This window comes from Microbacterium sp. LWH10-1.2, assembly GCF_038397765.1.
Lineage (GTDB): Bacteria > Actinomycetota > Actinomycetes > Actinomycetales > Microbacteriaceae > Microbacterium > Microbacterium natoriense.
In genome coordinates, this window is the sequence record NZ_CP151638.1 from 2,898,108 (window position 1) to 2,912,141 (window position 14,034).

Annotated in this window: 15 protein-coding genes; 5 read left to right on the forward strand and 10 right to left on the reverse strand. The window is 67.7% G+C overall.

Annotated features, from left to right (window positions below; all coding sequences use genetic code 11):
* Positions 1-3: 3 nt before the first annotated feature.
* The 7 genes from MRBLWH10_RS13790 to MRBLWH10_RS13820 are packed head-to-tail and all read right to left on the reverse strand — an operon-like array spanning position 4 to position 6,635.
* Positions 4-702, reverse strand: coding sequence for a substrate-binding domain-containing protein (locus tag MRBLWH10_RS13790; protein WP_341940323.1), 699 nt, complete (start codon positions 700-702; stop codon positions 4-6).
* Positions 699-1,670 carry an aldo/keto reductase gene (locus tag MRBLWH10_RS13795; protein ID WP_341942596.1) on the reverse strand — a complete coding sequence of 324 codons (972 nt, stop codon included), beginning with the start codon at positions 1,668-1,670 and terminating at the stop codon, positions 699-701. The genes MRBLWH10_RS13790 and MRBLWH10_RS13795 overlap by 4 nt, the downstream gene beginning before the upstream one ends.
* A complete protein-coding gene (locus tag MRBLWH10_RS13800; RefSeq protein WP_341940324.1) occupies positions 1,670-2,623 on the reverse strand; it encodes a Gfo/Idh/MocA family oxidoreductase in 954 nt (317 codons plus the stop codon). The genes MRBLWH10_RS13795 and MRBLWH10_RS13800 overlap by 1 nt, the downstream gene beginning before the upstream one ends.
* Positions 2,620-3,930, reverse strand: a complete 1,311-nt coding sequence (locus tag MRBLWH10_RS13805) for a protocatechuate 4,5-dioxygenase subunit alpha/beta (RefSeq protein WP_341940325.1) — start codon at positions 3,928-3,930, stop codon at positions 2,620-2,622. The genes MRBLWH10_RS13800 and MRBLWH10_RS13805 overlap by 4 nt, the downstream gene beginning before the upstream one ends.
* Positions 3,931-3,932: 2 nt before the next feature.
* Positions 3,933-4,898: an amidohydrolase family protein gene (locus MRBLWH10_RS13810; RefSeq protein WP_341940326.1), complete on the reverse strand. Its 966-nt coding sequence runs from the start codon at positions 4,896-4,898 to the stop codon at positions 3,933-3,935.
* A 1-nt stretch (position 4,899) separates the two neighbouring features.
* Entirely contained in the window at positions 4,900-5,592 is a 693-nt protein-coding gene (gene ligK / locus MRBLWH10_RS13815) for a 4-carboxy-4-hydroxy-2-oxoadipate aldolase/oxaloacetate decarboxylase (RefSeq protein ID WP_341940327.1), read from the reverse strand.
* Positions 5,593-5,603: 11 nt separating this feature from the next.
* The gene (locus MRBLWH10_RS13820) at positions 5,604-6,635 is read right to left on the reverse strand and encodes an amidohydrolase family protein (RefSeq protein ID WP_341940328.1); all 1,032 of its coding nucleotides are present in this window, start codon (positions 6,633-6,635) and stop codon (positions 5,604-5,606) included.
* A gap of 104 nt (positions 6,636-6,739) precedes the next feature.
* Between MRBLWH10_RS13820 and MRBLWH10_RS13825 the strand changes: the two genes are divergently transcribed.
* On the forward strand, positions 6,740-7,663 hold the full coding sequence (locus MRBLWH10_RS13825) for a LysR family transcriptional regulator (protein ID WP_341940329.1): 924 nt from the start codon (positions 6,740-6,742) through the stop codon (positions 7,661-7,663).
* Here MRBLWH10_RS13825 and MRBLWH10_RS13830 read toward each other — a convergent pair.
* Positions 7,660-8,319 carry a hypothetical protein gene (locus tag MRBLWH10_RS13830; protein WP_341940330.1) on the reverse strand — a complete coding sequence of 220 codons (660 nt, stop codon included), beginning with the start codon at positions 8,317-8,319 and terminating at the stop codon, positions 7,660-7,662. The two genes, MRBLWH10_RS13825 and MRBLWH10_RS13830, sit on opposite strands and share 4 nt — an antisense overlap.
* Before the next feature lie 60 nt (positions 8,320-8,379).
* Here MRBLWH10_RS13830 and MRBLWH10_RS13835 point away from each other — a divergent pair, with 60 nt between their 5' ends.
* Positions 8,380-9,126, forward strand: a complete 747-nt coding sequence (locus MRBLWH10_RS13835; protein ID WP_341940331.1) for an IclR family transcriptional regulator — start codon at positions 8,380-8,382, stop codon at positions 9,124-9,126.
* A 96-nt stretch (positions 9,127-9,222) separates the two neighbouring features.
* Complete coding sequence (locus MRBLWH10_RS13840; protein WP_341940332.1) at positions 9,223-10,401, forward strand: 4-hydroxybenzoate 3-monooxygenase; 1,179 nt, start codon at positions 9,223-9,225, stop codon at positions 10,399-10,401.
* 535 nt (positions 10,402-10,936) lie between these two features.
* Here the strand turns inward: MRBLWH10_RS13840 and MRBLWH10_RS13845 are convergent.
* Entirely contained in the window at positions 10,937-11,116 is a 180-nt protein-coding gene (locus MRBLWH10_RS13845) for a hypothetical protein (protein ID WP_341940333.1), read from the reverse strand.
* A 959-nt stretch (positions 11,117-12,075) separates the two neighbouring features.
* A complete protein-coding gene (locus MRBLWH10_RS13850) occupies positions 12,076-12,393 on the reverse strand; it encodes a hypothetical protein (protein WP_341940334.1) in 318 nt (105 codons plus the stop codon).
* 280 nt (positions 12,394-12,673) lie between these two features.
* Between MRBLWH10_RS13850 and MRBLWH10_RS13855 the strand changes: the two genes are divergently transcribed.
* Positions 12,674-13,408: a hypothetical protein gene (locus MRBLWH10_RS13855; RefSeq protein WP_341940335.1), complete on the forward strand. Its 735-nt coding sequence runs from the start codon at positions 12,674-12,676 to the stop codon at positions 13,406-13,408.
* Between the two features lies 1 nt (position 13,409).
* A complete protein-coding gene (locus tag MRBLWH10_RS13860; RefSeq protein WP_341940336.1) occupies positions 13,410-14,027 on the forward strand; it encodes a M23 family metallopeptidase in 618 nt (205 codons plus the stop codon).
* The last annotated feature ends 7 nt before the right edge of the window (positions 14,028-14,034 follow it).

Consider the following 14,034-nt stretch of genomic DNA (forward strand, 5'->3'; position numbering starts at 1 on the left):
CCTCTAAACGGTGCCGAATGCGTGCGCCAGCTTGATCGGCACGACGACTTCCGATGCGAGGAAGGCGAGAAGTGACGCAGCGCGCGACGGGTCAGCGGATGCTGTCGCCACGACGCCCCCGAAGACGGTGTCGATCGCGGCATCGTCGGGCATCGCTCCGAGGATGCGCACGCCGATCTGCCCGACCAGCTCGCTGAGCTGCTGGAACCCCAGATCGACCTCCCCGTCTGCGAGGAGCGCCGCGACCGGAACGCCTGGGCGCGCCTGCACGAGGCGGTCGCCGAGCTCGTCGGCGAAGCCCCATTCATCGATCATGCGCAGCAGCGCCGTCCCGCTCGGGCCGGTCGAGTAGCCGATCCGTTCCGCCGCGCGCAGCGCCTCGCGCAGGCCGGCCGCGTCGTCGAAGGCCGGTACGAGCGGGAGCTCCGCAGGACCGGTCGAGCCGGACCGCACCGCCACCGCGACCTGCGACACGACGAGCGGCGTCACCGTGCTGGCGTCCACGTGCCCGCCGACGGCGAGTCGGCGAAGGGCGCTCTCGGCGAGGAACACCAGGTCGAACCCCTCCCCTGCCGCGACGCGTCGCTCGGCGTCGACGCCGCCGACGGATTCGACGGTGACCTCCGCGCATCCCGCCGAGGCGGCCGAAGCGACGAGGTCGGCGAGCAGATGCCGGGTCGCCATGGACGAGATCGCCTTCACCCTGCCTCCTCGAACGCTTCGGTGTCGACATCGGCTGCGGGGGCCGAGGCGTAGCGGGGGCCGGAGATCGTCGCGGTGCAGATGAGGTCGCCGGCCCGAGCCAGCAGAACCGGGTCGATCACGAGATCCATCGCCGAGCGGTCGTCGCGGAGGTGGTCGGGGTTCGTGGTGCCCGGAATCGGGATGACGTGATCACCGCGCGACATCACCCACGCGAGGGCGAGCTGTGCCGGCGTGCATCCTGCCTCTGCGGCGAGCGCACGCCAGCGCGGCAGCAGCGCGGCGTTCGCCGGCCAGTGCTCGGGGCGGAAACGGGGCATGGTGCGGCGGATGTCGTTCTGCGCCAACGTCGACGGATCAGCGACGCTGTCGCTGAGGAATCCGCGAGCCACCGGGGAGAACGCGACCAGTGCGATGCCTGCGTCACGCGTCGCGTCCAGCATCCCGAGCTCCGGGTTGCGACTCCACAACGAGTACTCGTTCTGCACCGCGGCGATCGGTGCGACCCGCTGCGCCTCGCGCAGCCTCGCGACCGACACCTCCGAAAGGCCGATCGCGCCGATCTTGCCTGCGTCGATGAGCGCGGCGAGCGCGCCGACGCTCTCACCGATGGGGACCGAGCGATCCCACCGGTGCAGGTAGTAGAGGTCGATGCGGTCGACGCCGAGCCGCGCGAGCGAGGCGTCCACCTGAGCCCGCAGCGTCTCCGGCCGCCCGTCGATGGTGCGGATGCCGTCGATGAGCGCCATGCCGCCTTTGCTGGCCAGCACGACGTCGTCCCGGCGCCCCGCGATCGCCCGTCCCACGAGCTCCTCGTTACGACCTCCGCCGTACAGCGTGGCGGTGTCGAGCATTCCGACTCCCTCATCGAGAGCGACTCGAAGCAGGCGGATCCCTTCCTCCTCCGAGGGTGGGACCCCGTAGGCGTGGCTGAGGTTCATGCAGCCGAGGCCGAACCGCGGCAGCATCACGCGAGCTGCGCCTCGAGCGCCCCGAGCACGCGGTAGCAGTCGATGACCTGGCGCAGCGAGGAATTCGGCTCCCGCCCGTCGCGGATAGCCGCGACGAACTCACGATCCTGCAGCTCGATGCCGTTCATGCTCACAGCCACCGTCGAGACGTCGATCTGCTCCTCCGCACCCGTGAACAGGTCGTCGTATCGCGCGACGTACGTCGCGGTGTCGCCGATGTAGCGGAAGAACGTACCGAACGGCCCCTCGTTGTTGAACGACAGCGAAAGCGTGCAGATCGCCCCGGTCTCGCTCTTGAGCTGGATCGAGAGGTCCATCGCGATGCCGAGCACGGGGTGGATCGGGCCCTGCATGGCATGCGCGTCGACGATCCGTCCGGACTGATAAGCGAAGAGATCGACCGTGTGCGCCGCGTGGTGCCACAGCAGATGATCGGTCCACGAGCGCTTCTCGCCTCTGGCGTTCGTATTCGTGCGCCGGAAGAAGTACGTCTGCACGTCGAGCTGCTGCACCGCGAACTCGCCGGATCGGATCCGCTCGTGCACGAACTGGTGCGAGGGGTTGAAGCGGCGGGTGTGGCCGACCATCGCGACGCGATCGGACGCGTCGGCGACGGCCAACGTCGTCTCCGCGTCGGCCAGCGAATCTGCGAGGGGTATCTCCACCTGCACGTGCTTCCCCGCGGCGAGCACGGCCTGCGTCTGCGCTGCGTGCAGACCGGTGGGCGTCGCGAGAATCACCGCTTCGACGTCGTCGCGGCGGAGCACCGCGTCGAGACCCACGACAGCGTGTGCGACGCCGTACTGTGCGGCGACCGCATCCGCCTTCTCCTGCGAGGTCGCGCTGACGACCGTCACCTCGGCGTCGTGGATGTTCGCGAGGCCGTCGAGGTGCTTCATGCCGAAAGCGCCGTTGGCGCCGACGACGGCGACGCGGATCTTGTCGTTCATGCGGAGTCCTCACGTGCAGGGTTGCTCATCACGAGATGGCCGACCGCGGTGTTGGATGCAGGAACATGGTAGAACCTGTGGTCGGTCGAGGGCTCTCCGCCGCCGAACTGATCGTCCATCGCACCGCGGGCGATGAGCCAGTCGACCAGTTCGATGCCCTCCGACCCCGCCTCGTCGACGTACTCCATGTGCGGCCATTCGGTGAGCCCGAGCGGGTCGGCGATCAGGTGGTCGAGGAACGCGTTGTCCCACTCCTTGTTGATGAGCCCGGCACGCGGACCCTGCAATTGGTGGCTCATGCCTCCGGTGCCCCAGATCTGGACGTTCAGCTCCTCGCCATCCCATTTGTCGATCGCGCGGCGCAGGGCCTTGCCGAGCTCGTAGCACCGGCGACCGGACGGCACCGGGTACTGCACGACGTTGACGGCGAGGGGGATGACGCGCACCGGCCACTCCTCGACGTCGCCGTACACGAGCGACAGCGGTACGGTCAGACCGTGGTCGACGACCATCTCGTTGACGAGGGTGAGGTCGAAGTCGTCCTGGATGATCGACTGCGCGAGATGCGCGGCGAACTCCGGAAATCCCTTCACAGCCGGGACCGGTCGCGGTCCGTAGCCCTCGTCGGCGACCGGGTACTCGGCTCCGGTGCCGAGCACGAAGGTCGGGATGATCGAGGCGTCGAACGCAGTGGCATGGTCGTTGTAGACGAGGATGACGACGTCTGGAGTGTTCTCCTCCGCCCACCTCCTGGTCCAGCGGTATCCGTCGAAGACCTTCTTCCAATACGGCTCCTCGGTCTTGCCGAGGTCCATCGCGGCGCCGATCGCCGGGACGTGGGAGGTGAACAGCGCCGAGGTGTAATGGGCCGGCGCATCGGGCCGCATGGTCGTGGCCTTCTCCGCGGACGGGGGCGTCCACCCGTCGAGGTCCTTCAGGCGGTTGCCCTCGGGGCGCCGTCCGCCGCCGATCATCATGTCGCGGTACGCCGCCTCGCTCATGCCCGTCATGGACCCGGCCATCTGCTGGAAGCTCAGACCGTGCGTGGCGCCGATCTTGCTGAGGAAGTAGATGTTGCCGCCCTCGGCGATCATGGTGTTCAGATCCATGTCGAGCACGGCCTGACGCTGCACCGGGTTCAACGGCCACTCATCGAGGTATCCCGCCTGGTCGGCGAGGAAGCGCTGACGGTTCTCCGGCTTCATGAGCGACATCGAGAACTGGTTGAGGTGATAGCCCTTGCGGGCCTGCTCCGCGTCGTAGATCGTCGTGCCGGGGACGTCCTTGTACGGCTTGTCGAGTGCCATGGTCATGCTCCTTCGTCGCTCGCGGACTCGCCCCAGTAGAGACGGCGCGGGTTGTCGACCAGGAGCCTCCGCTGGAGCTCGGGGGTCGTCGCGATCTGCGGGATGTAGTCGACCAGCAGCCCGTCGTCGGGCATGTGGTCCTTGAGGTTGGGATGGGGCCAGTCGGTGCCCCAGAGCACACGATCGGGGAACTCCTCGACCACGCGTCGGGCGAACGGCACGACGTCTGTGTACGCGTGCTGCTCGCCGTCGAGAGCGCGCGGACCGCTGATGCTGAGCCGCTCTGGGCACGACACCTTGGTCCACACGTTGTCGTTCTCGCGCAGGAAGCGGAGGAAGAGCTCGAACTCGGGCCCATCCGGGTCCTTCGAGACATCCGGGCGCCCCATGTGGTCGACGACGATGTCCGTCGGGATGCGGGAGAAGAAGTTGTAGAGCTCGGGAAGGTCTTCGGCCTCGAAGTAGATGACGACGTGCCAGCCGAGAGGGGCGATCTTCGCGACGATGTCCTCGAGGGCGTCGGTGGGAACCCGGTCGACGAGCCGCTTGACGAAGTTGAAGCGCACTCCGCGCACACCCGCCTCATGCAGCTCCGCGAGCTGCTCGTCGGACACGTCGCGGCGGACGGTTGCGACGCCACGCGCGCGCCCCTCACTGCGAAGCAGCGCATCGACAAGGGCGCTGTTGTCGGCGCCATGGCACGTCGCCTGCACGATCACGTTGCGGTCGAAGCCGAGCCGGTCGCGCAGCGCGAAGAGCTGGTCGGCGGACGCGTCGCACGGGGTGTACTTGCGCTCGGGCGCGTACGGGAACTCGGCTCCCGGGCCGAAGACATGGCAGTGCGCGTCGACCGCGCCGTCCGGCATCCGGAAGCGCGGAGCAGAGGGCCCGTCGTACCAGTCGAGCCATCCTGGAGTCTTGTCGAACCCGCCCGTCGTCTCTCCGTGTGTAGTGTCGTCGTGCGCCATCTCAGTCCTCCACGTATTCCAGGCCGGCTGTCGCGAGCGGAGCGCGCATCCCGTAGAGATCGAGACCGAGGACGCCCTCGCGGAACTGTCGGCGCTTCGACTCTTCGTTGTCCTCACGTGCACGGCTCGCGTCTGCCACTGCCCCGACGAGCGCGCGCGGCACGACGACCACCCCGTCGACGTCGGCGACGACCACGTCGCCGGGGTTCACGAGCGCGTTGGCCGCGACGACCGGCACGTTGACCGAGCCGAGCGTCGCCTTGACCGTGCCCTTGGAGTTGATCGCGCGCGAGAAGACCGGGAAGTCCATGCGCTCGAGGTCGGCGACGTCACGCACACCGCCATCGATCACGAGGCCCTTGCAGCCGCGGGCGGTGAGCGAGGTCGCCAGCAGCTCGCCGAAGAAGCCGTCCTCGCTCTCGGTCGTGCAGCCGGCGACGATGACGTCTCCCTCTTGCACCTGCTCCGCTGCGACGTGGAACATCCAGTTGTCGCCCGGCTGCAACAGCACGGTGACGGCCGGACCGCACAGCGTCGCGCCGTGGTATGCGGGGCGGATGTAGGGACGCATGAGCCCCACTCGGCCCATGGCCTCGTGGATGGTCGCGACGCCGAACTCCGACAGCCTGGCGACGTCGTCGGGGTCGGGGCGCTCGATACGGGTGCGGACGATGCCGAGGTCGTTGAGTCGCATGGTGATTCCTTTCACAGCCCGCGTGCGGTCAGGGCACGGTCGAGGCGCGGGTACACGCGGCGCGCGTTGCCCTCGAAGACCGCGAAGCGTTCGACGTCGGTGAGGTTCGGGGTCGCGTCGACGTACCGCTTGGTGTCGTCGAAATGGTGGCCGGTGCGCGGATCCGTGTCGCGTACCGCGCCGATCATCTCGCTCGCGAAGAGGATGTTGCGCGCGGGGACCACCTGCGTCAGGAGGTCGATGCCCGGCTGGTGGTAGACACACGTGTCGAAGAAGACGTTGTCCAACAGGTGCTCCTCGAGCTCGGGCTTGCCCAGCGCCATCGCGAGCCCGCGGAAGCGACCCCAGTGGTACGGGACCGCACCTCCGCCATGAGGGATGACGAGCTTGAGGTCGGGGAAGTCGCGGAACAGGTCGCCCCTGATGAGCTGCATCACCGCGGTGGTGTCGGCACCGAGGTAGTGGTCACCCGTGGTGTGGAACACGTCTGGCCGACAGGTGGTGCTCACATGCACCATCGCCGGGATCTCGTACTCCACGAGCTTCTCGTAGACCGGGTACCAGGAGCGATCGGTCAGCGCTGGCGCCGACCATCTCCCTCCCGACGGGTCGGGGTTGATGTTGACGGTGACCGCGCCGAGATCCTCGACAGCACGGGTGAGTTCGGCGACGGTCGTGCGGGGGTCGACGCCGGGCGACTGCGGCAGCATCGCGCCGGGAAGGAACCGGTCGGGGAAGAGCTGGGCGACCCTGGCGACGAGGTCGTTGCAGATGCGGGCCCAGGTCTCGCTCACGGCGAGGTCGCCGATATGGTGCGCCATGAATGAGGCACGAGGGCTGAAGACGGTGATGTCGCTCCCGCGGTCGTTCATGAGGCGCAGCTGATTCGCCTGGATCGTCTCGCGGATCTCGTCATCGGTGATCCGGAGAGCGGCGGGATCCGGAGCCTCGCCCTCTCTCTCGGCGAAGGTTATCTGCAGCTCGCGCCACGCCCCCAGCGCGGTAGGGGCGGTCGTGTAATGGCCGTGGATGTCGATGATCACCGCGGGGCGTCCTTGTCGCTGGAGGGCTTTCCTCCGACGGTAGGGCGGTCATGATCTGCAGTCCAATAGATGATGGAGAAGCCTTGTATCGATAGCATCTATTCGTGGGAACCGTCGATCTGAACCAGTTGCGCACGTTCGTCGTGCTCTACGAGTTGCGCAGCGTGACGGGAACGGCCGAGAGGCTGCACGTCACCCAGCCCACCGTGAGTTATACGCTGCGACGGCTGCGCGAGCGATTCGGCGACGACCTCTTCCGGCGCGAGGGGCACGACATGGTGCCCACCGCCCGCGCCACAGCTCTGTTCGGGCCGCTGCACGAAGCGCTCGCCCAGATCGACTCGACAGTCGACTCCGACGCCGACTTCGAGCCGACCGGCTTCACCGGAGCGCTCGCCTTGGGGCTCACGTCGATCGGCGAGCAGACCTTCCTCCCCCCGATCATGGCGGCACTGACGCGCGAGGACGCCCGCCCCCGCATCACGGTCGAGAGACTCGACGCCGACCAGGTGGAGGACGGCCTCACCCGAGGAAGCATCGATCTCGCGATGACGGTGTCAATGATCGGCAGCCCCCGGCTGTGGCGCACGCACGTCCGTGCTGTCGAGTACGTCGCGCTCTCCTCTACGGCTCATCCGCTGCCTCCGACCGCACCGGACATGTTCGACGGCCGGCACTTCGTGCGCGTGTCGGCTCGGGGCGGACACGTGTTCCCGCATCAGGCCCTCATCGAGCACGGTCTCATGCCGCAGGTCGTGCTCACCGTCGAGGAGTACGCCACGGTGCCGTCGGTGGTGCAGACGACCGACCTCGTCGTGCTCCTGCCCCGCCATGTCGCGGAGGTCTTCTGCGGGTGGTTCGACGGCCTGGCTATCAGCGACCTCCCCTGGCCCGCGCAGAGCACACCGGTCTCGCTCTACACCCGCCGCGGGGCCGCGCTCTCGCCGGCGCAGCGGTGGTTCCGCGGCCTCGTGCACGATGCCGTCAGCACCGAGGAGTACCACGCGGCGAGAGAGACGCGCGACTAGGAGTGCATCGTGCGGTTCCAGCTCGCCTTCGCCGGGGCGAACGGGCTGCGAATGCGGATCGACCACGTCGAATGCGGATGGATCGAGAGGATCGCACCCTCGTACCAGGAGCGCGCCTCGTCGTCGAGGGTCGCGATCACGGCATCCTTGTCGACCTCGTCCTCCGGGCGCGGACGGAGGGCCTTCCACACGAGCTGGACCTCGGGGGCGCCGGTCGGCACGCCGTCGAGGTCGAGCACGGCCCGATCCCACGGCAGGGACAGCCGCGGATCTCGCTTGTAAACCCAGGCGCGGGGGGAGCCGTCCTCGACATTGACCTGCAGCACCCAGACTCCGCGTTCCTCGTCCTGGAGCAGCACGGGGTGCGGATCGGCGTCGGCAGGCGCCGTGTCGAGCGGGACGACGCACCCCTCGACGTCGGAGAGCGTCCACGCGGTGACTCGCGCAGGCAGGGCATCGACGAGCGCGGACAGGTCGACGGCGGCGACGCTCACATCGGTGTTCGGGCGCGTCCGGATCTCACGCCCCAGCCAGCGATCGAGCGCGGCTCCACCGGAGAGCCACCAGCGTACGGGCACCCCGCCGAGCAGGCCCGCGATCGAGTCGACGTCCGCTGGCATCCAGGGCGTCGAAGACGCGAGCACGGGAGCGGTCATGCACCGAGGCTACCGCTCACAGGTCGCCGAGCGACACGGGAGGCGTGCAAGACTGCCGGAATGGCGAACTCCCCCTCCGGCGACTCGATGACGGATCGCATCGTGCGGGTCCTCGACACGTTCGCGGCCGACCGGACGACGCAGACGGCGACGCAGATCGCGCGTCGTGCGAATCTGCCGCCGGCGACCGCGCACCGCATCGTGGGAGATCTCATCGCGGCCGGGCTGCTCGAGCGCGATGAGGAGATGCGGGTGCGGCTGGGCATGAGGCTGTGGGAGCTCGCGCTGCGCGGATCGCACGCGCTCCGGCTGCGTCAGGTCGCACTGCCGCACATGGAGCGCCTGCAGGACATGATCCGCGAGCACACCCAGCTCGCCGTGCTGGAGCAGGAGGAGGCGCTGTTCCTCGAACGGCTGTCTCATCCGGACGCCGGCGCCAACATCACCCGGATCGCGGGACGCCTCCCCCTGCACGCATCGTCTTCGGGACTCGTCCTCCTCGCCTTCGCTGCCCCTGAGCTCCGTGAGCGTGTGCTCCGGGGCCCCCTGCGCGCCGTGTCACGTGAGACGATCACCGATCCGTCGGTGCTGCGCGGCGTGCTCGCGACGGTCCGCCGCCAGGGGGTCGTGATCGCGGTGGGATCAATCGAGGCCGTGTCGACCGGCGTCGCGGTGCCAGTGCGGGAGCGCGGTCAAGTGGTGGCCGCCCTTTCCGTCGTGCTGCCCCGCGATTCCCGGAGCGACCCCGCCGTGGCGGTCCTGAAAAACGCAGCGGCAGCCATCGAGAAAGACCTGCACCCCGGCTAGATCTCATTCAATGGGATTCTTCGGTGCGCGCGGCAGGTGGTCGCGCACACTGATCGGCAGAGCGGACGCACCGGCGCCGCCGTCGAAGGAGACACCATGATCACCTCGATCCGAACCCGCGTCGCGATCGTCGGAGCCGGGCCGGCCGGCCTCATCCTGTCCCATCTCCTCGCCGAGGGCGGGATCGACTCGGTCGTGATCGACCAGCGCTCACGCGAGGAGATCGAGTCGACCATCCGGGCCGGCATCCTCGAGCAGGGCACCGTCGACCTGCTGACCCGCATCGACCCCGGCACCCGTGTGCACACCGTGGGTCATCGCCACGACGGGATCGAGCTGCGCTTCCAGGGCGAGGGGCATCGCATCGACTTCCCCGGCCTTGTCGGTCGCAGCGTCTGGCTCTACCCGCAGCACGAGGTTCTCAAGGATCTGCTCGAACTGCGCGTGCACGCAGGTCAGGATCTTCGACTAGGCGTCACGGCGACGCGCATCGAGGGAGCTGGGACCGACGCACCACGCCTCATCGCGACCGATGCGGACGGGTCCGCGGTCGAGATCGACGCCGACTTCGTGGTCGGGGCCGACGGCTCCCGCTCGGTCGTGCGCCCGGCGGTCACGGGCGGGACGACAAACGGCTACTTCCGCGAGTACCCCTTCGCGTGGTTCGGCATCCTCTGCGAGGCGCCGCCGAGCGCAGACGAGCTGATCTACAGCAACTCCGACAATGGTTTCGCGCTGATCAGCCAGCGCAGCCCGCTCGTGCAGCGCATGTACTTCCAATGCGCTCCGGACGCCGACGCCCAGGCTCTCAGTGATGCCGAGATCTGGAGCACGCTGCAGTCCCGCGTCCCCGGCACCACCCTGCAGGAGGGGCGCATCTTCCAGCGAGACGTGCTGCGTTTCCGGAGCTTCGTCGCGAGCGAGCTGCGGCGCGGACGTGTGGCCCTCGTCGGCGACGCTGCGCACACCGTGCCTCCCACCGGAGCGAAGGGCATGAACCTCGCCGTCGCCGACGTGGTGCTCCTTGCCGAGGCTCTGACGTCGTTCCTCGGGCGGCGCGACGAGAGCCTCATCGACGGCTACGCGGAGCGGGCGCTCCAGCGCATCTGGAAGGCGCAGCATTTCTCATGGTGGATGACGAGCATGCTCCACACCGCGACGGATGCCGACGGATTCGATCGCCGCCGCCAACTCGGCGAGCTCCGCTCAGTCGTCGACTCCGAGGCGGGGCGCGCCTACCTCGCCGAGGCGTACACAGGATGGCCGGCGTCCTGATCGCGGCCCCGACGGCGATCATGCGCGCCGCAAAACGTGCCGGACATCCGCTCACACCGGTTATGACGGGCCCGCGAGCGCGTACGGCGATGCTGAGCTCCGGCTCGACTTGGCGACCATATGCGGGCGGGTGCGGACTCCGACGCTCTGGAACCCACCGATCGGAGGTCAGCATCGCCGAGCACGGTGCAACACCTGTCGCGCTTGTCGAGCGCGAGCAGAGTCCGGCCCTCCACGACCTTCTGAGCGGTGCTCTGGTCGCTTCGGGCCAGGGCTTGATCCACGGTATCCCCTTCACCGGGGTGGAGTCGACGTTCGCCGAGATGGCGACGCATCCGATCCCGATGTGGCCCCCGATCTTCGGCTACGAGGCAGAACATGCGTACGACGACATCCGCGTTCTGGCGATCGAGCCTGCCCTCACCATCCCGGTTCATGTCGTGGCAGGGCCCATGTCGGCGAGGAGATCACGGAGACGATGCTCCGCTCATGCCAAGGCTCGGATATCTAGTGGTGCAGCCCTCGAGGCAGGACTTCAGACGGATCCGCTGAGCATCTGTGCGTACCCTTCCCGGAACGATGGGTAGCGGAGTGCACCGACGAAGTCGTGCATCAGATTGCCGTGGAGCACCGTTCCACCACCGCTCTCGCCCTCGGCGTGCGGCGGGGGCTCTATGCCGAGGCTTTCAGCGATGAAGGTCACGACTTCGCCCATCGCGATGGGCTCTCGATCGACCGCATGGACAAGCGGGGGGCGCGTTCTCGGCTCGGAGCATCGTGTACAAGAGCCCGACGAGATCGTCCTCGTGGATGCGATTCGTGCGTCTGGAGTAGTCGACCGGGGCGTGCGCGCGGACGCGACGGATCACGGAGTCCCGGCCCGGCCCATAGATGCCCGCTGGGCGGACGATGCATGCTCCGAACAGCCGAGACGCAAGCTGCTCTCCCTCCAAGAGAGCTCGTGACCGACTGCCGGCTAGGACTGGCGCGTCCGATTCGGTGAGCGGGCGAGGCCCTGCCACCCTTCGAGTACCCGAGTCGAAGAGACGAAGATCACGCGTGACGGGCGCGACGACAGCCCTCCGGCAAGGTTGGCGAGCGCCGCTGCGTAGACGTCACCGTCGGCTCTGTCCTCCGAGTCCGGAGGCAGGCTGACGACGACCGACTCACAACTGGGAAGGTCGCGCGGCGGGGCGGCACGCAGATCTTGAGTGATCGATCGGAAACCGGAAGGAAGCGGCCCCGCCGTTCGACGGAGCGCGAGCACCTCGTGTCCGTCTGCGACCAGCCGCTCACCGAGTCGCAATCCGAGCTTCCCGCAACCCGCAAGCAGGGTGCGCCCCGGCGACCGCCGGCCGTGCCCCCATGCATGCTCTCACGTCTCCATGCGCTTCCTTCTCTGCTGACCCGCAACCGACCCTGCCACACATCCACGCTGCGAATGCGTGCGTTACGGAGACGCCAGCCGGTCGTGTGCGACGCGCACTGGTCGCTACCCCGGGCGGAAAGCGCATCCTGAGAATGCCGACACCGACAACGGCGAAGGATCGCGGTAAAACTGTGGCTATGAACCCATCTTGGCGCGTTATACGCTGACCCACCTGTGAGTTATTGAGAGGCGCACTACGAGGTTGCGCTATGCGTAGTGCAACGAGGTTGCGAGCCGTTGCGAGTCTAAATTTCTCCGATCTCCTGCCCGAGTCGGAGATACATCTCGGTGACGGCTTCGTCGTTGACGCGGTAGACGACCCACTCGCCCCGCTTGCGCTCCCCGCGCGGGGGGTCTGCGAACAGGAGACCTACGCTTTCGAGTTCGCCGAGGTACGGGATGATCGTCGATGCCGGTAGCTGCAGCGCCTCGACGAGGTCCTTGCGCCCCACGTCCGGGGTCTTGCGTAGCTGCCGGATGATGCTGGTCTTGGCCCGGTTGCCGAGGATCGCGAGGAGGCTCTCGGCAGCTTCGCCATCGGCAGGTCGGGCGTACTTGGGCATGGCTCCATTGTCGTCCCTATAATCCACGCGATCCAGATGCAGACCGAACTATTTACCCATTTACTTCCGAAGTGAGTGGGTGTACCGTTCACTTCATGATTAAGGCATCGCAGCTATACAGCCCCGCGAACCAGCGGGAAGCCGTGGCGCGTTTCCCCCAAAAGGCCTATAGACGGGGCGATCTGACCGGAGTATTGTCCACTGGGTCACTGCGGCGTATGCCGGACCAGTGCAGCCCGCGCATCGTCGCCGTCCTGGAGCTTCGGGAGGGCTGACCATCGTGGCCAGGGAGCGGAACGGCAAGCGCGGTATCGCGTGGGCATGGATCGGCGCGGTCATCCTAGCCGCGGGTATCATCGCCATCATCTTCGGCGCGCTCCTGAACCAGCAGACCCCGATTCCTAGTCCGTCCGCATCCCCCGAGCCTCCCGACTCCCCTTCGGCCCTACCGACGGTGGTTCCCGGTGCCGTGGTGGATCCCAGCGTCACCGACAAGGGCTGGGTGCCCGAGCCGATCACGACGGACGCCAACTTCTACATCCAGCGGGCCCTCGAGGCGGCATCGACGTTCGACACACAACTGAGCTCGCGGGAAGAATGGCTTGCGTATCTCGAAACCTGGTTCACACCAGATACCCGGTACACGTCCGAGCCTGACCGTGACTCAGCATTGGATGCTGCGCTGCTCGAACTCCGGCAATCTGTGGTGCTCACGGAAGCGGACTGGGATTCCCTCGCCTCTGCGAAGGGGCGGGTGGTTGCGGCGCTCACCGGCGCGATTGAGGATGTTGCGGTGTCCGAGGATCCGTCAGGCGACATGCGGATCGGCACGGCCGACGTGGCCCTCTCCTACACCCGTGTCGATGGCGATGGGGCCGAGTACGGCTACGAGGACCGGGTGCGGGTCAGCGTGCAGGTGCTCTGCGGTGAGGGGTCCGTCCCGGCGCCCGGAAGCGCGCAGCAGTCGGGGGATTGCAAGGTCGTCCGGTTCTTTGCGGAGCCGATGGAGCCCTGACATGGGCATCCCGGTCCTGGCCGCTGCGGCCCTCGCGAAGTCGAGGACCGCGAGCCGGATCGTGACCGCGGTTCTCGCGGCCGGCGTGTTGCTCATGTTGCTCGTGCTTGCGCCACTCGCAGTGATCCCGTTCGCCGCGTCGGGGTCGCTCGTTGTGACGGGGACGTCGACTGGGACGACGGACGGTCCGGCGGTCAACGGTCAGTGGGGGTACCCGCTGAAGGGTGCGTACAGCACCGGGCGGGGGTTCGGATACAACCCGGTATCGGGCTGCAGTTACTGCTCCACGAATCACAAAGGCTATGACATGTCGCAGGCGTGCAAGAGCACCGTCTACGCGGCCGGTCCCGGGACGGTCGTCGTCGCCGGCTCCTACTTTGGGTGGGGGAACGCCGTGATGATCGACCACGGCGACGGCATCCAGACCCTGTACGGCCACATGCTGTGGGATTCGCTCCGGGTCGAGATCGGCGACGACGTGGCCGCCGGAACCCCGTTGGGCGCGGAGGGAGACACCGGGCAATCGTTCGGATGCCATCTGCATTTCGAGGTCCGTAGGGCCGGTGTCGCGATCGACCCGGAACCTTTCATGGCCGCTCTTGGCCTGCCGCTCAGATGAGAACAAG

Excerpts from the sequence above, each read along its gene's own strand:
- MRBLWH10_RS13840 (WP_341940332.1), top strand. The coding sequence starts at position 9,223 with ATGATCACCTCGATCCGAACCCGCGTCGCGATCGTCGGAGCCGGGCCG.
- MRBLWH10_RS13810 (WP_341940326.1), bottom strand. The coding sequence starts at position 4,898 with ATGGCGCACGACGACACTACACACGGAGAGACGACGGGCGGGTTCGAC.
- MRBLWH10_RS13860 (WP_341940336.1), top strand. The coding sequence starts at position 13,410 with ATGGGCATCCCGGTCCTGGCCGCTGCGGCCCTCGCGAAGTCGAGGACC.
- MRBLWH10_RS13845 (WP_341940333.1), bottom strand. The coding sequence starts at position 11,116 with ATGGGCGAAGTCGTGACCTTCATCGCTGAAAGCCTCGGCATAGAGCCC.
- MRBLWH10_RS13805 (WP_341940325.1), bottom strand. The coding sequence starts at position 3,930 with ATGGCACTCGACAAGCCGTACAAGGACGTCCCCGGCACGACGATCTAC.
- ligK (WP_341940327.1), bottom strand. The coding sequence starts at position 5,592 with ATGCGACTCAACGACCTCGGCATCGTCCGCACCCGTATCGAGCGCCCC.
- MRBLWH10_RS13835 (WP_341940331.1), top strand. The coding sequence starts at position 8,380 with ATGGCGAACTCCCCCTCCGGCGACTCGATGACGGATCGCATCGTGCGG.
- MRBLWH10_RS13800 (WP_341940324.1), bottom strand. The coding sequence starts at position 2,623 with ATGAACGACAAGATCCGCGTCGCCGTCGTCGGCGCCAACGGCGCTTTC.
- MRBLWH10_RS13830 (WP_341940330.1), bottom strand. The coding sequence starts at position 8,319 with ATGACCGCTCCCGTGCTCGCGTCTTCGACGCCCTGGATGCCAGCGGAC.
- MRBLWH10_RS13850 (WP_341940334.1), bottom strand. The coding sequence starts at position 12,393 with ATGCCCAAGTACGCCCGACCTGCCGATGGCGAAGCTGCCGAGAGCCTC.
- MRBLWH10_RS13795 (WP_341942596.1), bottom strand. The coding sequence starts at position 1,670 with ATGCTGCCGCGGTTCGGCCTCGGCTGCATGAACCTCAGCCACGCCTAC.